Annotated in this window: 17 protein-coding genes; 9 read left to right on the top strand and 8 right to left on the bottom strand. The window is 73.8% G+C overall.

The genetic code is table 11. The features are described 5' to 3' along the window. Positions 1 to 54: 54 nt before the first annotated feature. Positions 55 to 1,314 (top strand): acyl-CoA dehydrogenase family protein, encoded by a 1,260-nt coding sequence (locus BLASA_RS21670; protein ID WP_014378410.1) that lies wholly within the window; start codon positions 55 to 57, stop codon positions 1,312 to 1,314. 103 nt (positions 1,315 to 1,417) lie between these two features. Further along, positions 1,418 to 2,203: an alpha/beta fold hydrolase gene (locus tag BLASA_RS21665; RefSeq protein ID WP_014378409.1), complete on the top strand. Its 786-nt coding sequence runs from the start codon at positions 1,418 to 1,420 to the stop codon at positions 2,201 to 2,203. Between the two features lie 49 nt (positions 2,204 to 2,252). Here the strand turns inward: BLASA_RS21665 and BLASA_RS21660 are convergent, their stop codons facing one another. The 3 genes from BLASA_RS21660 to BLASA_RS21650 all read right to left on the bottom strand — a co-directional run bounded on the left by BLASA_RS21660 (position 2,253) and on the right by BLASA_RS21650 (position 5,663). Then, on the bottom strand, positions 2,253 to 3,305 hold the full coding sequence (locus tag BLASA_RS21660; protein WP_014378408.1) for a hypothetical protein: 1,053 nt from the start codon (positions 3,303 to 3,305) through the stop codon (positions 2,253 to 2,255). 146 nt (positions 3,306 to 3,451) lie between these two features. After that, positions 3,452 to 3,703, bottom strand: a complete 252-nt coding sequence (locus tag BLASA_RS21655; RefSeq protein ID WP_041775902.1) for a hypothetical protein — start codon at positions 3,701 to 3,703, stop codon at positions 3,452 to 3,454. Between the two features lie 238 nt (positions 3,704 to 3,941). Beyond that, a complete protein-coding gene (locus BLASA_RS21650; protein ID WP_014378407.1) occupies positions 3,942 to 5,663 on the bottom strand; it encodes a glycoside hydrolase family 13 protein in 1,722 nt (573 codons plus the stop codon). A 312-nt stretch (positions 5,664 to 5,975) separates the two neighbouring features. Here BLASA_RS21650 and BLASA_RS21640 point away from each other — a divergent pair, with 312 nt between their 5' ends. Then, positions 5,976 to 6,368: an FKBP-type peptidyl-prolyl cis-trans isomerase gene (locus tag BLASA_RS21640; protein ID WP_014378405.1), complete on the top strand. Its 393-nt coding sequence runs from the start codon at positions 5,976 to 5,978 to the stop codon at positions 6,366 to 6,368. Positions 6,369 to 6,430: 62 nt separating this feature from the next. Beyond that, positions 6,431 to 7,099, top strand: a complete 669-nt coding sequence (locus BLASA_RS21635) for a DsbA family oxidoreductase (protein WP_014378404.1) — start codon at positions 6,431 to 6,433, stop codon at positions 7,097 to 7,099. A 1-nt stretch (position 7,100) separates the two neighbouring features. Here BLASA_RS21635 and BLASA_RS21630 read toward each other — a convergent pair whose 3' ends face one another. The 3 genes from BLASA_RS21630 to BLASA_RS21620 all read right to left on the bottom strand — a co-directional run bounded on the left by BLASA_RS21630 (position 7,101) and on the right by BLASA_RS21620 (position 8,617). Then, positions 7,101 to 8,063 carry an NAD(P)H-dependent flavin oxidoreductase gene (locus BLASA_RS21630; RefSeq protein ID WP_014378403.1) on the bottom strand — a complete coding sequence of 321 codons (963 nt, stop codon included), beginning with the start codon at positions 8,061 to 8,063 and terminating at the stop codon, positions 7,101 to 7,103. A 21-nt stretch (positions 8,064 to 8,084) separates the two neighbouring features. Next, positions 8,085 to 8,327, bottom strand: coding sequence for a hypothetical protein (locus BLASA_RS21625; protein ID WP_014378402.1), 243 nt, complete (start codon positions 8,325 to 8,327; stop codon positions 8,085 to 8,087). A gap of 71 nt (positions 8,328 to 8,398) precedes the next feature. Beyond that, complete coding sequence (locus BLASA_RS21620; RefSeq protein ID WP_014378401.1) at positions 8,399 to 8,617, bottom strand: hypothetical protein; 219 nt, start codon at positions 8,615 to 8,617, stop codon at positions 8,399 to 8,401. Positions 8,618 to 8,690: 73 nt separating this feature from the next. On the opposite strand from BLASA_RS21620, the gene BLASA_RS21615 reads away from it, so the two are divergent. Next, complete coding sequence (locus BLASA_RS21615; protein WP_014378400.1) at positions 8,691 to 9,020, top strand: ArsR/SmtB family transcription factor; 330 nt, start codon at positions 8,691 to 8,693, stop codon at positions 9,018 to 9,020. Further along, the gene (locus BLASA_RS21610; RefSeq protein WP_014378399.1) at positions 9,017 to 9,538 is read left to right on the top strand and encodes an SRPBCC domain-containing protein; all 522 of its coding nucleotides are present in this window, start codon (positions 9,017 to 9,019) and stop codon (positions 9,536 to 9,538) included. The genes BLASA_RS21615 and BLASA_RS21610 overlap by 4 nt, the downstream gene beginning before the upstream one ends. Here the strand turns inward: BLASA_RS21610 and BLASA_RS21605 are convergent. Together BLASA_RS21605 and BLASA_RS21600 are read right to left on the bottom strand one after the other, a co-directional pair. Further along, positions 9,523 to 9,939, bottom strand: a complete 417-nt coding sequence (locus BLASA_RS21605; protein ID WP_014378398.1) for a hypothetical protein — start codon at positions 9,937 to 9,939, stop codon at positions 9,523 to 9,525. The genes BLASA_RS21610 and BLASA_RS21605 overlap by 16 nt on opposite strands. Before the next feature lie 81 nt (positions 9,940 to 10,020). After that, entirely contained in the window at positions 10,021 to 11,178 is a 1,158-nt protein-coding gene (locus BLASA_RS21600; RefSeq protein ID WP_014378397.1) for an NADH:flavin oxidoreductase/NADH oxidase, read from the bottom strand. A 203-nt stretch (positions 11,179 to 11,381) separates the two neighbouring features. Here BLASA_RS21600 and BLASA_RS21595 point away from each other — a divergent pair, with 203 nt between their 5' ends. The 3 genes from BLASA_RS21595 to BLASA_RS21585 all read left to right on the top strand — a co-directional run bounded on the left by BLASA_RS21595 (position 11,382) and on the right by BLASA_RS21585 (position 15,335). Beyond that, the gene (locus BLASA_RS21595; RefSeq protein WP_014378396.1) at positions 11,382 to 13,196 is read left to right on the top strand and encodes a phosphoenolpyruvate carboxykinase (GTP); all 1,815 of its coding nucleotides are present in this window, start codon (positions 11,382 to 11,384) and stop codon (positions 13,194 to 13,196) included. 248 nt (positions 13,197 to 13,444) lie between these two features. Then, on the top strand, positions 13,445 to 14,659 hold the full coding sequence (locus BLASA_RS21590; protein WP_014378395.1) for an MFS transporter: 1,215 nt from the start codon (positions 13,445 to 13,447) through the stop codon (positions 14,657 to 14,659). Between the two features lie 7 nt (positions 14,660 to 14,666). After that, the gene (locus BLASA_RS21585; RefSeq protein ID WP_051005091.1) at positions 14,667 to 15,335 is read left to right on the top strand and encodes an acVLRF1 family peptidyl-tRNA hydrolase; all 669 of its coding nucleotides are present in this window, start codon (positions 14,667 to 14,669) and stop codon (positions 15,333 to 15,335) included. The last annotated feature ends 98 nt before the right edge of the window (positions 15,336 to 15,433 follow it).

The following is a 15,433-nucleotide window of genomic DNA, read 5'->3' as shown; positions in this document are numbered from 1 at the left end:
CATGGTGAGGTCGGCGATCACGTGGCAGCGCGACAGCGGAGGAGAGACCCGACGATGACGTCGAGCGCGAAGGAGACGTGGCAGCCCGAGCCGCCGGCGCTGCTGCCGCCGTGGCACACCCCGGAGCGGGAGAAGCTGCAGGAGCAGGCGCGCCGGTTCGCCATGGACGAGGTCCTCCCGGTGGCCGACGAGCTCGACCCGCAGAAGGGCGAGATCCCGGCGTCCCTGCTGGCCCGGCTGGCCGAGCTGGGCTGGTTCGGCATCACCGTCCCCGCCGAGCACGGCGGCCTGGGGCTCGGCGTCTTCGAGTACTGCATGGTCAGCGAGGAGCTGGCCCGCGCGTGGATGTCGACCGCGAGCATCCTGGCCCGCTCGCAGGGCCTGGGGACGGCGGTCCTCGACGCCGACCGGCGGCACGAGCTGCTCCGGCGCAGCGCGCGCGGCGACTGGATCGGCGCCATCGCCCTGTCCGAGCCCGACGCCGGGTCCGACCTCGCCGGCGTCTCCACCCGTGCCGTCCTCGAGGGCGACGAATGGGTGGTCACCGGGCACAAGCGCTGGTGCGGCAACGCCAAGGCCGCCGACTTCATCCAGGTGCTCGTGCGCGAGCGCGCCGCGGAGGAGGGGGAGTCGCGCTCGGCCGGCCTGCTCAACCTGCTGCTGGAGAAGGAGCGCGGCGAGTTCCCCGAGGGCCTGTCCGGCTCCCCGATCGACAAGATCGGCTACCACGGCTTCCTCACCTGGGACCTGCAGTTCGACGGCGTCCGGATCCCGCGCGAGAACGTGATCGACCAGGCCAAGGCCGCGCAGGAGGACAGCGACGCCGACGGCGAGGCCGCCGAGCAGGCAGGGTTCGCCGAGGCGCAGAAGTTCCTCAACACCGCCCGGGTGCACACCGCCGCCCGCGCGGTGGGCCTGGCCCGCGCCGCGCTGGAGGACTCGATCCGCTACCTGCAGGAGCGCGAGCAGTTCGGCCACCCGATCGCCGACTTCCAGGCGCTGCGGTTCACCATCGCCGAGATGGCCGCGCAGATCGAGCAGTCCCGCGCCTTCTACCGGCAGGTCGCCCACCTGCTCGACCTCGGGCTGCCCTGCGCGAAGGAGGCCTCGATGGTGAAGCTGGAGGCCACCGAGATGTCGGTGCGGGTGACCAACCAGGCCATGCAGCTGCACGGCGGCAACGGCTACACCACCGAGCGGCAGGTGGAGCGGCACTGGCGCGACGCCCGGCTGACCACGATCTTCGAGGGCACCAGCGAGATCCAGAAGCGGATCATCAGCGACCGCCTGCTGCCGCGCAGCCCGCTGGGCTGAGCCGTCCGGCCCGCGAGTGCGCGGTGGGCGTGGTCATGAGCGGGCCGGAACCACGATCAGCGCGCGATGGTGATGTCGCCGCAGGGGCGGGTAGGGGCTCCCGATGACGATGGCCGCGCACCGCGCAGGATCCGGACCTCCGCTCGTCCTCGTGCACGGCCTCGGGGGCTCATGGCGCACGTGGCAGCCCGTGCTCCCCGGGCTGTCCGCCGAGCGCGAGGTCGTCGCCGTCGACCTCCCCGGCTTCGCGGGGGACACCCCGCCGCTGGCCGACCCGACGCTCGCCGGGCTCAACGACGCGCTCCAGGAGTGGCTGGTCCGGGAGGGCTTGGCCGACGCGCCGCTGGTCGGCACCTCGCTGGGCGCCCGCATGGTGCTGGAGCTCAGCCGCCGGGGGGTCGGGCGGGACAACGTCGCCCTCGATCCGGGTGGCTTCTGGACCGACCGGGAGGCGGCCGTTTTCCGCACCAGCATCGCCGCATCCGTGGCCCTGCTGCGCCGCATCCGCCCGGTGCTGCCCGCGCTGCTGGGCAACCCGGCCGGCCGGACGGCGCTGCTGGCGCAGTTCTCCGCCCGCCCGTGGGCCCTGGACGCCGACGTCGTCCGCACCGAGCTCGAGGGCTACGTCGCCTCGCCGTCCTTCGACGTGGTGCTCGACGACCTGGCTCGTGGTCCGAAGCAGCAGGGAGCGCCGGCCGGCACGCTGCCCGGGCGCCTGACCATCGGCTGGGGCCGCCGCGACCGGGTGACCCTGGCCCGCCAGGCGTCCCGGGCCACCGCGGCGTTCCCCGACGCCGAGCTGTACTGGTTCACCGGGTCGGGGCACTTCCCGCTGTGGGACCGACCGGCGGAGACCGTCGGGCTGGTGCTGGACCGGACGTCTCGCTGAGCTGACCGCCGCGCAGGCACGAGCAGGCCGGCGCCGTCGTGGTCGAGGGTCAGGCGTCGTGGACGGTCGGACGCACCGCGGCCAGCGACCGGCGAACGTTCTCCACGATGTTCCCGGCCTCGAACAGGTCGTCGTCGGTGGTGGCTCGCGCCCGGCGCAGCTCCGCGGTGAACGCCTCGACGGCGGCGTCCGCCCGGCCGATCGCGCCGGGGTCGGCCGCCGCCCCGTCGACCGACCGCAGCGCACCGGCCAGCGCGGCGAGGGTCTGCCCCGCCGCCGGGCGCAGGTGCGGCCCGAGCGCCACCCGCTCGTTCTCCGCGATCTCCGTCTCGGCGATCACCAGGGTGAGGTCCTCGACCAGGAGCGTGAGGCTCTCCAGCGCGCGGGCCTGCCGGTACAGCCGGTCCGCGGCGAGCCGGTACCGCCCGGCGCGGCGGTTACCGCGCCGGGCCTCGTCGGTCTGCTGCACCGCCGAGCGCATCTGGGCGAGCAGCGGGTCGATCGTCCGCCTCCGCCCGCGCCACTCGTCCTGCGTCGGCGGGTGCTCCTGCCGCAACCCGTCCACCACGTCGTCGAGCTGCCCGGCGAGGGTGTCGCGCAGCGCCGCCAGGGTCTGCTCCGCGGGCACCAGCGGGAGCGGGGGGAACGCCGCGGCCACGGCGACGCCGACGAGTGCGCCGAGGAAAGTGACCCCTCCGAGGCCCAGGACGTAGGCGGCGGGGTTGTCGTGGCCGAGGATCAGCACGAACAGCGCCGAGGTGGGCAGCCAGCTGCTGGGGCTGCCCAGCCGCTCCCAGCCGGCCAGCAGCACGCCGGCGGCCACGACCACGGCCACGGTGACCAGCCGGTGGTCGAGCACCGCGTCCCCGGCAACGGCGACGGCGGCCCCGAGCGCGATCGAGGCGACCGTCTGCGCCGACGTCCGCACCGATCCCGCGAGCGTGGTGGCGGTCGTGGCGATGACCGCGCCCAGGGGGGCGTAGTACGGGTAGTCGGCCAGCGGGGCGGGGAGCAGCTGGGCCAGCCCCCAGGCCGCCGACGCGGCGACGGCCGCCCGGACGGCCAGCCCGAACCGCGGGTGCCGGGCCCACGTGCGCTGCACCGACCCCCACCCGCGGGGACGGCGAGGGAGTGCGTCGCCGGAGCGGGAGCTGTGGTCCTGCATCTCGTCCTGTCCCGTCCCTGGTGCCTCGGCCGGCCCGCCTCGCATTGCACCACGGGCCGCGCGGGTCCGCCCGGATCCCATGCTCACTCCACGGGCGCGGGCGCGGGCGCGGGCGCGGGCGCGGTCTCGTCGGCGTGCGCGATGTGAGCCAGCTCCCGCCAGATCAGCGCCAGGATGACCGCCGACCCGACGAAGGCGAACCAGAAGGGCGCGGTAAGGCCCCACGCATCGGCGAGCAGCCCGCCGATGAGCTGGCCGAGCACGATGCCGCCGACGACGCCGATCAGGTAGACGCTGCCCACCCGGCCCTGCAGGGAGGGCGGGACCGCCCGCATGCGCACCGTTCGCGACGTCGTCCCCCAGACGAAGGCGTGCGCGCCCGAGCGCGACGAGGAACGGGTCGGAGGTCTGCGAGGCGACCAGCAGCGGCCCGGCGGCCAGGGCGATGCCGTCGCCGAGGTTGCGCACCCACGAGGAGCCGACCAGCCAGCGGAACGGCGTCCCCATGCGGGCGGGCAGCACCGCCTCGACGACCCGCCCCACGGAGGAGGACCTTAGGTCAGCGAACGGTCGTCACACGCGCAGCACGCGGGCCTCCCAGGGGCGCAGCTGCGCCGGGTCGTCGTCCGGCAGGTTGCCCAGCACCAGCTCGGCCCCCGGCGCCTCCGGGAGCAGCTCGGCCAGCCGGTACGGCGTCCGGGACAGGTTGCAGACGACCAGCAACGTGTCGCCGTCCAGGGACCGGGTGAAGGCGTACACCTCGTCGTGGCCGGGCAGCAGCATGTGGAAGTCGCCCAGGGCGACGACGTCGTCGGTGTGCCGCAGGGCGATCAGCCGCCGGTGGTGGGCCAGCACCGACTGCTCGTCGTCCCGCTGGGCGGCGACGTTCCATTCGGCATGGTCGGGGTTGACCGCGATCCACGGCGTCCCGGTGGTGAAGCCCGCGTTCGGAGTGGCGTCCCACTGCACCGGCGTGCGCGCGTTGTCCCGGCCCATGGTCCGCAGGGCGGCGAGCACGTGCGCCGGGTCGTCCCCGGCCGACACCGCCTGCACGTGGTGGTTGAGCGACTCGATGTCGCGGAACTCCTCCAGGGCGGTGAACGGGAAGTTCGCCATCCCGATCTCCTCGCCCTGGTAGACGTACGGCGTCCCGCGGTGCAGGTGCAGCAGCGTGGCCAGGCAGGTGGCCGAGTCGCGGCGGAACTCGGGGGAGTCGTCGCCGAAGCGGGAGACCGCGCGCGGCTGGTCGTGGTTGTCCCAGTAGAGAGAGTTCCACCCCACCTCGGCCAGTCCCGCCTGCCAGCGGCCGAACGACGCCTTGAGGTCGCGCAGCCGCAGCGGGTGGACGTCCCACTTCGACGTCCCGTGGTCCAGCCCCACGTGCTCGAACTGGAACACCATGTCCACCTCGCCGCGGGCCGGATCGGTGAACAGCCGTGCCTGCTCCACCGTCACGCCCGGCATCTCCCCCACGGTCAGCAGCGCGTCCGAGCGCCCGGTGAACACCTCGCGGTGCATCTCCTGCAGGAACTCGTGGATCCGCGGCCCGGAGAGGTAGGACGCCGAGCCGTCACCCAGCGAGGATCCGGGCAGCGGCGGGCCGTCGTGCAGGTGCCCGTCCGGTCCGACGTCCTTGCTGATCATGTTGATGACGTCCATGCGGAAGCCGTCGACCCCGCGGTCGAGCCACCAGCGCATCATCGCGTAGACCGCCTGCCGGACGTCCGGGTTCTCCCAGTTCAGGTCCGGCTGGCGGCGGTCGAACAGGTGCAGGTAGTACTCGCCCGACGGCTCGTCGAGCTCCCACACGGGGCCCGAGAAGAACGACTGCCAGTTCGTCGGCTCGGCACCCGGCTCGCCGGCCGCCATCCCGGCGCGCGGCGGCCGCCACCAGTACCAGTCGCGCTTGGCGGAGTCCGTGGACGACCGGGCCTCCAGGAACCACGGGTGCTGGTCGCTGGTGTGGTTGACGACCAGGTCCATGACCAGCTTCATCCCCCGCGCGTGCATCGCGGAGATCAGCTCGTCCAGCTGCTCCAGCGAGCCGAAGAGCGGATCGATGTCCTGGTAGTCGCTGATGTCGTAGCCGTTGTCGGCCTGCGGTGAGGGGTAGACCGGCGAGAGCCAGACGACGTCGACGCCGAGGTCGGCCAGGTGATCCAGCCGCAGCAGGAGGCCGCCGAGGTCGCCGACCCCGTCGCCGTCGGAATCCATGAAGGAGCGCGGATACACCTGGTAGACGACGGCACGGGTCCACCATGCGACCTGCCCGCCCTCCTGCTGGTCAGCGGCCATGGGCCCAGCCCAGCACGCCGGGCGGCCCCGCGCACGGCGATCGGGGCGGCGGGAGGGCTCAGCGCGCCGGCCTCACCGACCGGTCGCCGACCTCGTGCTGCACCGCGAGGACGGTGACCGCGGCGCGTGGGCGGCGACGGGCTCGGCCGACCCCGGCCCCGAGCCGGTGGCCCCTACCACTGCTTGGATGGAGCCCGACGGCGTCGGGAGAGCCCCGGCGCGGGAGGGAGAACCGGTGACCGAGCTTGCGAGGGCACGCATGAGTGGAGCGCCGTCGGCGACCCGGCCGACGAGCGCCGGCGAGGAGGTCTCGTGGCCGAGCTGACCCGACCGGACGTCGAGCCGCCCACCGGGCCCGCCCCCGACGACCTGGTGATCGAGGACCTCGTCGTCGGCGACGGTCCCGAGGCCGAGGCCGGCGACCTGGTGAGCGCCCACTACGTCGGCGTCACCCACGACGTCGGCGAGCAGTTCGACGCCTCCTGGGACCGCGGCGACCCGTTGGAGTTCCGGGTGGGCGTCGGCATGGTCATCCAGGGCTGGGACGAGGGCATCGTCGGCATGAAGGTCGGGGGCCGCCGCCGGCTCACCATCCCGCCGCACAAGGCCTACGGCGAGCGCGGCGCCGGTGGCGTCATCAAGCCGGGCGCGACGCTGGTCTTCGTCGTCGACCTGGTGGGCGTGCGCTCCTTCACCGGAGGCTGACCGCCGCGGCCGGCGGCCGGCTGCCGGGAATCGGTGGACGGCGCGACGGCGTTGGGCCGGGCATGCAGGTAGAGGTCTGGTCCGACGTCGTCTGTCCCTGGTGCTTCATCGGCAAGCGCCGCCTGGAGACCGCGCTGGCGGAGTTCCCGCACCGCGACCGGGTCGAGGTGGTGTGGCGCTCCTTCCAGCTCGACCCGTCGGTGCCCGAGGGCGAGACGCACTCGACGCTCCCTGCGCTGGCCCGCAGGTACGGCGCCAGCGAGGAGCAGATGCGGCAGAACATGACGCAGGTGGAGCAGTTGGCCGCCGCCGAGGGGCTGGAGTACCACCTGGCCGACGGCGTCAGCGGCAACACCCTGCTCGCCCACGAACTGCTGCACCTGGCCGCCGAGCACGGGAAGCGCAACGAGCTCAAGGAACTCCTGCTGCACGGCTACTTCGAGGAAGGCCGGCCGGTCTTCGACGTCGAGTCGCTGGTGCCGTTCGCGGTGCAGGTCGGCCTCGACGAGGCCGAGGTGCGTGCGGCGCTGGCCGACCGCCGCTACCTGGCCGCGGTCCGCCAGGACGCCGCGACCGCCCAGGCGCTCGGCGCGACCGGCGTCCCGTTCTTCGTGGTGGACCGGAAGTACGGCGCCGCCGGCGCCCAGCCGGCCGATCTGCTGCTCCAGGTCCTCGAGCGGGCGTGGGCGGACGCCCACCCGCTGACCACGGTGCCGGCTGCCGAACGCTGAACTAGTCGACCAGCTCCGACACGCTCCGCAGCGCCTGCTCGGCGTCCGCGCTGAGGCCGCGGACGACGTCGGTGGCCGAGCGCTCGTCGGTGACCAGCCCGACCGCCTCGCCGGCGTAGAGCGGGCCCTGGTCCAGGTCGTCGGTGCGCCGGGCCTCCACGACGCGCCCGCGGGCGTCCGGATCGGCGGCCAGCTCCTCCTCGCGCCCGTGCCAGGTGCGGGAGAAGTCGTTCACCAGGGCGCGGCCGGGCCAGCGCTCGGGCCAGGCCAGCCCCTGGGCGACGTCGAAGGCGCGGGTGAGGACGGTCTCCTCCCCGGCCGCCGCCCGCACGCGGGCCCGGGCCCGCGGGGTGTTCAGCGCCTCGGGGCAGGCCAGCAGGGCCGTTCCGATCCACACGCCCGTCGCACCGGCGGCCAGTGCGGCCGCCATCCCGCGGCCGGTGGCGATCCCTCCGGCGGCCACCACCGGCCGGTCGGCGAGGGCGAGGACCTCCTGCAGGAGGGGCAACGTGGCGCGGGCGCCGGTGTGCCCGCCGGCCTCGCTGCCCTGCGCGACCAGGAGGTCCACCCCGGCGGCCTGGGCGCGGTGGACGTCGGCCACGGTGTTGACCTGGGCCGCCACGGCGATCCCGGCCGCACGCAGCGGGCCGACGTACGGTGCCGGGTCGCCGAAGGAGATCGACACCAGGCTGGGCCGCGCGGCGATGGTGGCGTCCAGGAGATCGGGCCGGTCGGGCAGCACCCACGCCATCAGGCCGACGCCGAAGGGCACCGCCCGCGCCGTGGGGACGGCGCACTGCCGCGCGAGGAAGTCGACGGTGGTGCTGCCCGCGACGCCGATCATCCCGAGCCCGCCGCCGAGCGAGACCGCTGCGGCCAGTTCGCCGCCGGACACGCCGGCCATCGGGGCGCCGATGACCGGCGTGGTGAGGTCGAACCGGCGGGTCAGCGCAGTGCGGATCACCCGCCCATTCTGGCCTGCCCGCTACTGGGTGGCGGGGCCGCCTTGCCCGGTGCCCTGCAGCCGGCCCAGCAGCTCGTGGCAGCGCTTCGCGCGGGCGGAGTCCTCCGCCATCACGTCGCGGAAGAAACTCGCCACGTCGTCCAGGCCCGCGTTCTCGGCGTCCCGGACGTACTGGCCGTAGTCGTGCCCGGCCTTGAGCGAGTGGTACTGGACGGAGATGAGGTCGTAGTAGACGTCCTCGAAGCCGGTCTCACCGGTGGACATCGGTCCTCCTCGGTGCGTTGCCGTGCGGGTACGGCCCCGGCCCTACCCGGAAGGACCGATCCGTCACACACTCAGGTGGACGGGCCGTCGGAGAACGCGCCGCCGGTGACGTCGCCGCCACCGGCCTCGTCCGAGCGCGTCTGGCCGGTGGCCAGTTCCTCCTCGCCGGTCGCCGCCGGGTCGTCGACGGCCGATGCGAGGTCGGCGCCCTCGCCGTAGGCGCCCGGATCGGCCTGGGTGGTGCGCGGGTCGTTGAGCGGGTCGGGGACGTCGGGATCTGTGACGGTCATGGCGACCTCCTTTCCCGGCGCACCGCGCGGCAACCCCTGGACGGATGCGTAACCGTCCTGTTACGTCTCTCCCGTGGAGGCGCTGCAGGTGCTCGGGGACCCGACGCGACGGGAGCTCCTCGCCGTCCTGGCGGGCGGCGACCGGACGGCGGGTGAGCTCGCCGACCGTTTCCCGGTGAGCCGGCCGGCGATCAGCCGGCACCTGCGGGTGCTGCGCGAGGCGGGGCTGGTCACGGCACGCACCGAGGGCCGGCGGCGGCGCTACGCGCTCGACCCGCGACCGCTGCGGGAGATCGACGACTGGCTGGAGCCCTACCGCGACCTCTGGGCCCAGCGGCTGGACGCACTGGACACCGAGATCGCCCGCGGACGGCGGGCGCCCAGGAGTGGGGGACCGGCATGACCGCAGACGGCACGGACCCGGACCCGGTGACCCGGCGGGGAACCGTCACGCGGACGGCGGACGGGCGGCAGCGCCTGGAGTTCCGGCGGTCCTGGCCGGATCCCGTCGAGGACGTCTGGGCGGCGCTGACCGAACCGGGCCGGATGGTGCGCTGGATCGGCACCTATGACGGCGAGCGCGCGGTCGGCGCGACGGGCACGTTCACGATGACGCAGGAGGAGGAGCAGGTCGGTGAGCCGATGACGATCCGCGAGTGCGATCCGCCGCACCGGCTCGTCGTGGAGTGGACGCAGCAGGAGACCGAGGACTGGTCGGTGGCCCTCGACCTGTGGTCCGAGGGCGGGCGGACGTGGCTGCGGTTCGTCCAGGTGTTCCCGGCCGACGCCGACGTCACCGACTTCGCGATGGGCTGGCACTGGTACCTGGAGAAGTTCGGCGCCGAGGTGAGCGGCGATCCCGCGCCCGGCGACTGGGACGCCTTCCTCGCCGGGACGGGCCCGGTCTACGGTCGCGGCTGAGGTCGGCCCAGCAGCGCCATCGCGACGGAACCGGCCCAGCCGGCGACCACGACGGGTGTCTCCACCGGGTCGAAGCCGGCCGGGGTGACCCGTCGCCGGCAGGGCCGCTCGGAGAGGTACCCCGCGGTCATCCCGGTGCCGAGCACGCGCAGCGCCCAGCGCGCACGGTCGTCCGGACCGCGGAGCAGGCGGGCGATGGCCCACACCTGCGTCCCGAGCATGTACGACGGGGCGCTGATCGCGGTGCCGAACCACCAGGAGTCACGCCCCACGTGGTCCGGACTGCCCGTCATGAACGGGATGTCGTAGGAGCGGCGCCGGCGGAGGGCGACCACCTGGCCGGCCAGGCCGGCGGCCAGCTGCAACGTGGCGGCGCGGACGAGGGCGGAGGGGTGCGCCATGCCGGCGCACCCTAGGACTCCGACCACCGCCGTGGAGGCGTTCCGTGCGCCCGCTGCCGGCGGCCTGGTGGCCGTCCTCCGTCAGGCGGGCTGCACCTGGACCGGCTCCGGGCCGGTCCACGGTCCCAGCGTGCCCAGCAGCCGGTCCCGGGACGCCAGCCGCGGCCCGGCCTGCACCGGGTAGGCGTCGTAGGCCGCGGTGAGCTCGCGGAGGGCATGGACGGCGAAGTTCGGGTCGTCCTGCGCCTCCCGGGCCACCGCGACCAGGTCCGCGGCGCCGCCGGCGACGACCGCCTCGGCCTGCCGGGCGTCGACGATGAGCCCGACGGCCATGGTCGGGATGCCGGCCTCGGCGCGCAGCGTGGCGGCGAAGGGCACCTGGTAGCCGTAGCCGATCGGGTGCTCCCAGCCGCTGCCGATCCCGCCGCCGGACACGTCCACGGCGTCGATCCCGCGGGCCGCCAGCTCCCGGGCCAGTGCCACGGTGTCCTCGAGGGTGAGTCCGTCCAGGGAGCCGTCGACTGCGGAGACCCGCACGACCAGTGGCTTCTCCTCGGGCCAGACCGCGCGCACGGCGTCCACCACCTCCAGCGGGAACCGCATCCGCGCCTCTCGCGAACCGCCGTACCCGTCGTCGCGCCGGTTGGTCAGCGGGGACAGGAACTGGTGCAGCAGGTAGCCGTGCGCGGCATGCACCTCGACGACGTCGAACCCCGCGGCGTCGGCCCGGCGGGCGGCCGCGACGAACGCGTCGCGCACGCCGGCCAGCTCCTCGACGGTGAGCGCGGAGGGGACCGGCCACCCGTCCCCGGCCGGGACGGCGCTCGCCGAGACCGTCGGCCAGGGGTGTTCTCCCGGACGGGCGTTCTCCTCGGTGACCGGGCCGCCGCCGTCCCAGGGCCGCCGGCTGCTCGCCTTGGCTCCGGCGTGCGCCAGCTGGATGCCCGCCGCGGCGCCCTCGGCGTGCAGGAAGTCGACGACGCGGGCCAGCCCGGGGACGTGCTCGTCGGACCACAGGCCGACGTCGCCGTGGCTGATCCGTCCCTCCGCCGTCACCCCGGTGGCCTCGACGAGCACCAGCCCGAAGCCCCCGAGAGCGAATCGGCCCAGGTGGACGAGGTGGTAGTCGGAGACGAAGCCATCGGTGACCGAGTACTGGCACATCGGGGCGACGACCAGGCGATTGCGCAGGGTGACCCCACGGAGGCGGAGCGGCGTCGCGAGCGCGGGAGTGTTCACGGAATGTGGCGAACAACGCGGCCCAGGGGGCTGTTCCGAGCTGAGGACAAGACGTCCTATACGTAACATTCGTCTCGGTTACAGACGCATGTCGGCGCTTGTACCCTGACCCGATCCGGTCGGCCGCTCAGGCGGTCGCGGTTCGTATGGCACCACCGCCGGTGCAGGACTCCGCCCCGGCAACCCATGAGGATGGAGACGCCGTGACTTCCGTGGCCACCCCCGGTCTGGAGAACGCCCCCACCACGCACGCCCGCCTGCTGGCGTGGGTGCGCGAGATGGCCGAGCTGACGACGCCGGACCGGGTGGTCTGGGTCGACGGCAGCGACGAGGAGTGGGAGCGGCTCACCCAGCAGCTGGTCGACGCCGGCACCTTCACCCGCCTGGAGAAGAAGCCCAACTCCTTCCACTGCGCCTCCGACCCCAGCGACGTCGCGCGCGTCGAGGACCGCACCTACATCTGCTCGGTCGACGAGGCCGACGCGGGTCCCACCAACAACTGGATGGACCCGAACGAGATGAAGTCGATCATGACCGGGCTGTACCGGGGGTCGATGCGCGGCCGGACGATGTACGTCATCCCGTTCTGCATGGGCCCGGTCGAGGCCGAGAACCCGATGTTCGGTGTCGAGCTCACCGACTCCGAGTACGTCGTCGTCTCGATGCGGGTCATGGCCCGCATCGGCCAGTACGTGCTCGACGCCATGGGCGAGGACCGGCCCTTCGTGCCGGCCATGCACTCCCTCGGCGCCCCGCTCGACGAGGGCCAGCAGGACGTCCCGTGGCCGTGCAGCGACACCAAGTACATCGTGCAGTTCCCCGAGGAGCGGGCCATCTGGTCCTACGGCTCGGGTTACGGCGGCAACGCCCTGCTGGGCAAGAAGTGTTACTCGCTGCGCATCGCCTCGGTCATGGCGCGCGACGAGGGCTGGCTGGCCGAGCACATGCTGATCCTCAAGCTCACCAACCCGCAGCAGAAGACGTACTACATCGCCGCGGCCTTCCCCTCGGCCTGCGGCAAGACCAACCTGGCGATGCTCGAGCCGACGATCCCGGGCTGGAAGGTCGAGACCCTCGGCGACGACATCGCCTGGATGCGCTTCGGCGAGGACGGCCGTCTCTACGCCCTCAACCCCGAGTTCGGCCTCTTCGGCGTCGCGCCGGGCACCGGCTGGGACACCAACCCCAACGCCATGCGCACGATCGACAAGGGCAACTCGGTCTTCACCAACGTCGCCCTGACCGACGACGGCGACATCTGGTGGGAGGGCATGACCGACGAGCCGCCGGCCCACCTGACCGACTGGAAGGGCCGGGACTGGACGCCGGACAGCGACGAGCTCTCCAGCCACCCGAACAGCCGCTTCTGCACGCCGATCACGCAGTGCCCGATCCTGGCTCCGGAGTACGAGGACCCGAAGGGCGTGCCGATCTCGGCGATCCTCTTCGGTGGGCGCCGCAAGACCACGATCCCGCTGGTCAGCGAGGCCCGGGACTGGAACCACGGCGTCTTCATGGGGGCCACGCTGTCCTCGGAGACGACCGCCGCCGCCACCGGCGCCGTCGGCGTCGTCCGCCGCGACCCGTTCGCCATGCTGCCGTTCATCGGCTACAACGCCGGTGACTACTTCGGTCACTGGGTGGACACCGGCAAGCAGCACGACGCCAGCAAGCTGCCGAAGATCTTCTACGTCAACTGGTTCCGCCGGGACGAGGACGGCGGCTTCCTGTGGCCGGGCTTCGGCGAGAACAGCCGGGTGCTCAAGTGGGTCATCGAGCGGCTGGAGGGCACCGCGGCCGCCGTCGAGACCCCCGTCGGCCACGTGCCCACCGTCGACTCGCTCGACGTCTCGGGCCTGGACATGACCCCGGAGCAGGTCGAGGCCGCCCTCGCCGTCAAGCCCGACGAGTGGCGCCAGGAGATCCCACAGATCACCGAGTGGTTCGAGAAGTTCGGTGACAAGCTGCCGAGCACCATGTGGGACGAGCTGGAGATCCTGAAGAGCCGGCTCGCGTAAGGCGACCGACCTCGAGGGCCCGGACCGCAGCTGCGGTCCGGGCCCTCGCCGTCCGCGCCCCGCCCATCGTTGATCAGGTGACCTGATCGTTCCGGGTCCTGGCTCACCACCGGTGCTGAGCCAGGACCCCGTTGGATCAGGTGACCTGATCACGACGGAGGTCGGTGTCCCGCCTCGGTCACGGCGTGCCGGGCCCGGTTCGGTTAGCGTGGCGACGCACCTTCCCGCTTCCGGAGGCTCCTTCGCTCGTGCCCAATCCCTACCTGCAGGTCCTCCGGACGCCGCACGCCCTGCCCATGGTGCTGGCCGCGTTCGTCGGCCGGCTGCCCCTGTCGATGGTGGGCCTGGGATCGGTGCTGCTCATCGCGTCGGAGACGGGTTCCTACGGCCTCGGCGGCGCGGTGGCCGCGGTGGGTGCGGTGACCACGGCGATCGCGGGGCCGCTGCTCGGCCGCTGGGCCGACACCCACGGCCAGCGCCGGGTCCTGCTGCCGGTGCTGCTGGTCTTCGTCGCCTCCGGGCTGGTCTTCCTCTTCTCCGTGCGCGAGGCCTGGCCGCTCTGGATCGTCTTCGCCTCCGCCGGGCTGGCCGGGGCCTGCATCCCGCCGGTCTCCTCGATGATCCGCGTCCGGTGGACCTACCTGCTGCGCGGCAGCCACCGGCTGCCCACGGCGCTGGCGTTCGAGTCCGTCGTCGACGAGTTCGTCTTCATCGTCGGCCCGGTGCTGGTCACGTTCCTCTCGACCACGGGGCACGCGACCTCGGGCGTGGTCACGGCTTTCACGCTCGCCACCGTGGGCAGCCTGCTGTTCGCCGCCCAGCGGCGCACCGAGCCCGAGCCGCACGGGCACGCGAGCCGGCAGGGCCCGTCGGCCATCCGGACCACCGGGCTGCGGGTGCTGTTCGTCGTCGGGGCCGCGGTGGGCGCCATCCTCGGCACGCTGGAGATCGCGCTGGTCGCGTTCGCCGACGAGCTGGGCCACAAGTCCTTGGCCGGCGTGCTCATCGCGGGGCTGGCGCTCGGTTCCATGGCCAGCGGCATCGGCTGGGGCATCGTGCACTGGCGCGTGCCGCTGCGGCTGCGGCTGGCCGTCGCCCTGGTGGTCCTGACCGTGCTCACCGTGCCGCTGCTGCTGGTCCGCGACATCTGGCTGATGGTGCCGTTCGTGATCGTCGCCGGGATCGCGGTCTCGCCGTCGCTGATCAGCTCGTTCACCCTCGCCGAGCTGCTCGTGCCGCGGGCCGCGGTCACCGAGGCCTTCACCTGGATCGGCACGGCCCTGGGGCTGGGCGTGGCGCTGGGTGCCTCCGTGGCCGGCAAGCTCGTCGACGTCCACGGCGCCAACACGGCGTTCCTGGTGGCCACGGTGGCGGCCGGGATCGCGGCGGTCGTCGTCGCGTGCTTCCAGCGGCTGCTGCACGTGCCCGCCGAGCACGTCGCCGAGCCCGCGCTGGCCGGCTGACCCGGCGGTGACCCGGCCACGACCGGCGCCCGGCGGTGGCCGGCAGCTCGGGGTGAGCCCCGAGCGGCTGGGCCGCTGGCTGGACGGCGTCGCCAGCCGGCACGGCGCCTTCACCGAAGTGACGCCGGCCGACGACGGGCTGCGCATCGCCTGCGCGGACACCACCGCCGTCACGCTGCGGGCCCCGTTCGGCTGGACGCCCGAACCGCCGCTGCTGGCCGGCTTCACCGCGGCCGCGCAGCGGGACCGGCGGGCCGCCGTGCTGCTCGTGCGGCGCGGCCGGTGGGCCGTCGGCGTCTTCGACGGCGACCAGCTGGTCGTGTCCAAGGTCGACGCCCGGCAGGTGCAGGGCCGGACGGCCGCCGGCGGCTGGTCGCAGCAGCGGTTCGCCCGCCGTCGGGCCAACCAGACCGACGCCGTGGTCGGCCACGCCGTGGAGACCGCCGCCCGGGTGCTGCTGCCACACGCCGAGGGGCTCGCGGCGCTGTTCACCGGCGGCGACCGCGGCCTGGTCGACGACGTCCTGGCCGACCCGCGGCTGCGCCCGCTGGCCGCCCTCCGGCGGGACGACGCCGTCGACGTGGGGGAGCCGACCAAGGCGGTGCTGCTGGAGACCCCCAAGCAGTTCCGCGCCGTCGCCGTCACCATCGTCGAACCGGGCGACCGCCCCGCCTAGCGCCGCGCCAGGGATCGTCGGCGCCGTGGTCGTCTCGGCGAGCCTCGCCGTACGGCCGCCGCCCTCACTCTGCAACGCGAGGACGGCGACCGCAGGGT

Origin of the sequence: Blastococcus saxobsidens DD2 (genome assembly GCF_000284015.1) — a bacterium.
Lineage (GTDB): Bacteria > Actinomycetota > Actinomycetes > Mycobacteriales > Geodermatophilaceae > Blastococcus > Blastococcus saxobsidens_A.
Note: the sequence above shows the minus strand (reverse complement) of the source record. Positions and strands in the feature narration are given on the sequence as shown.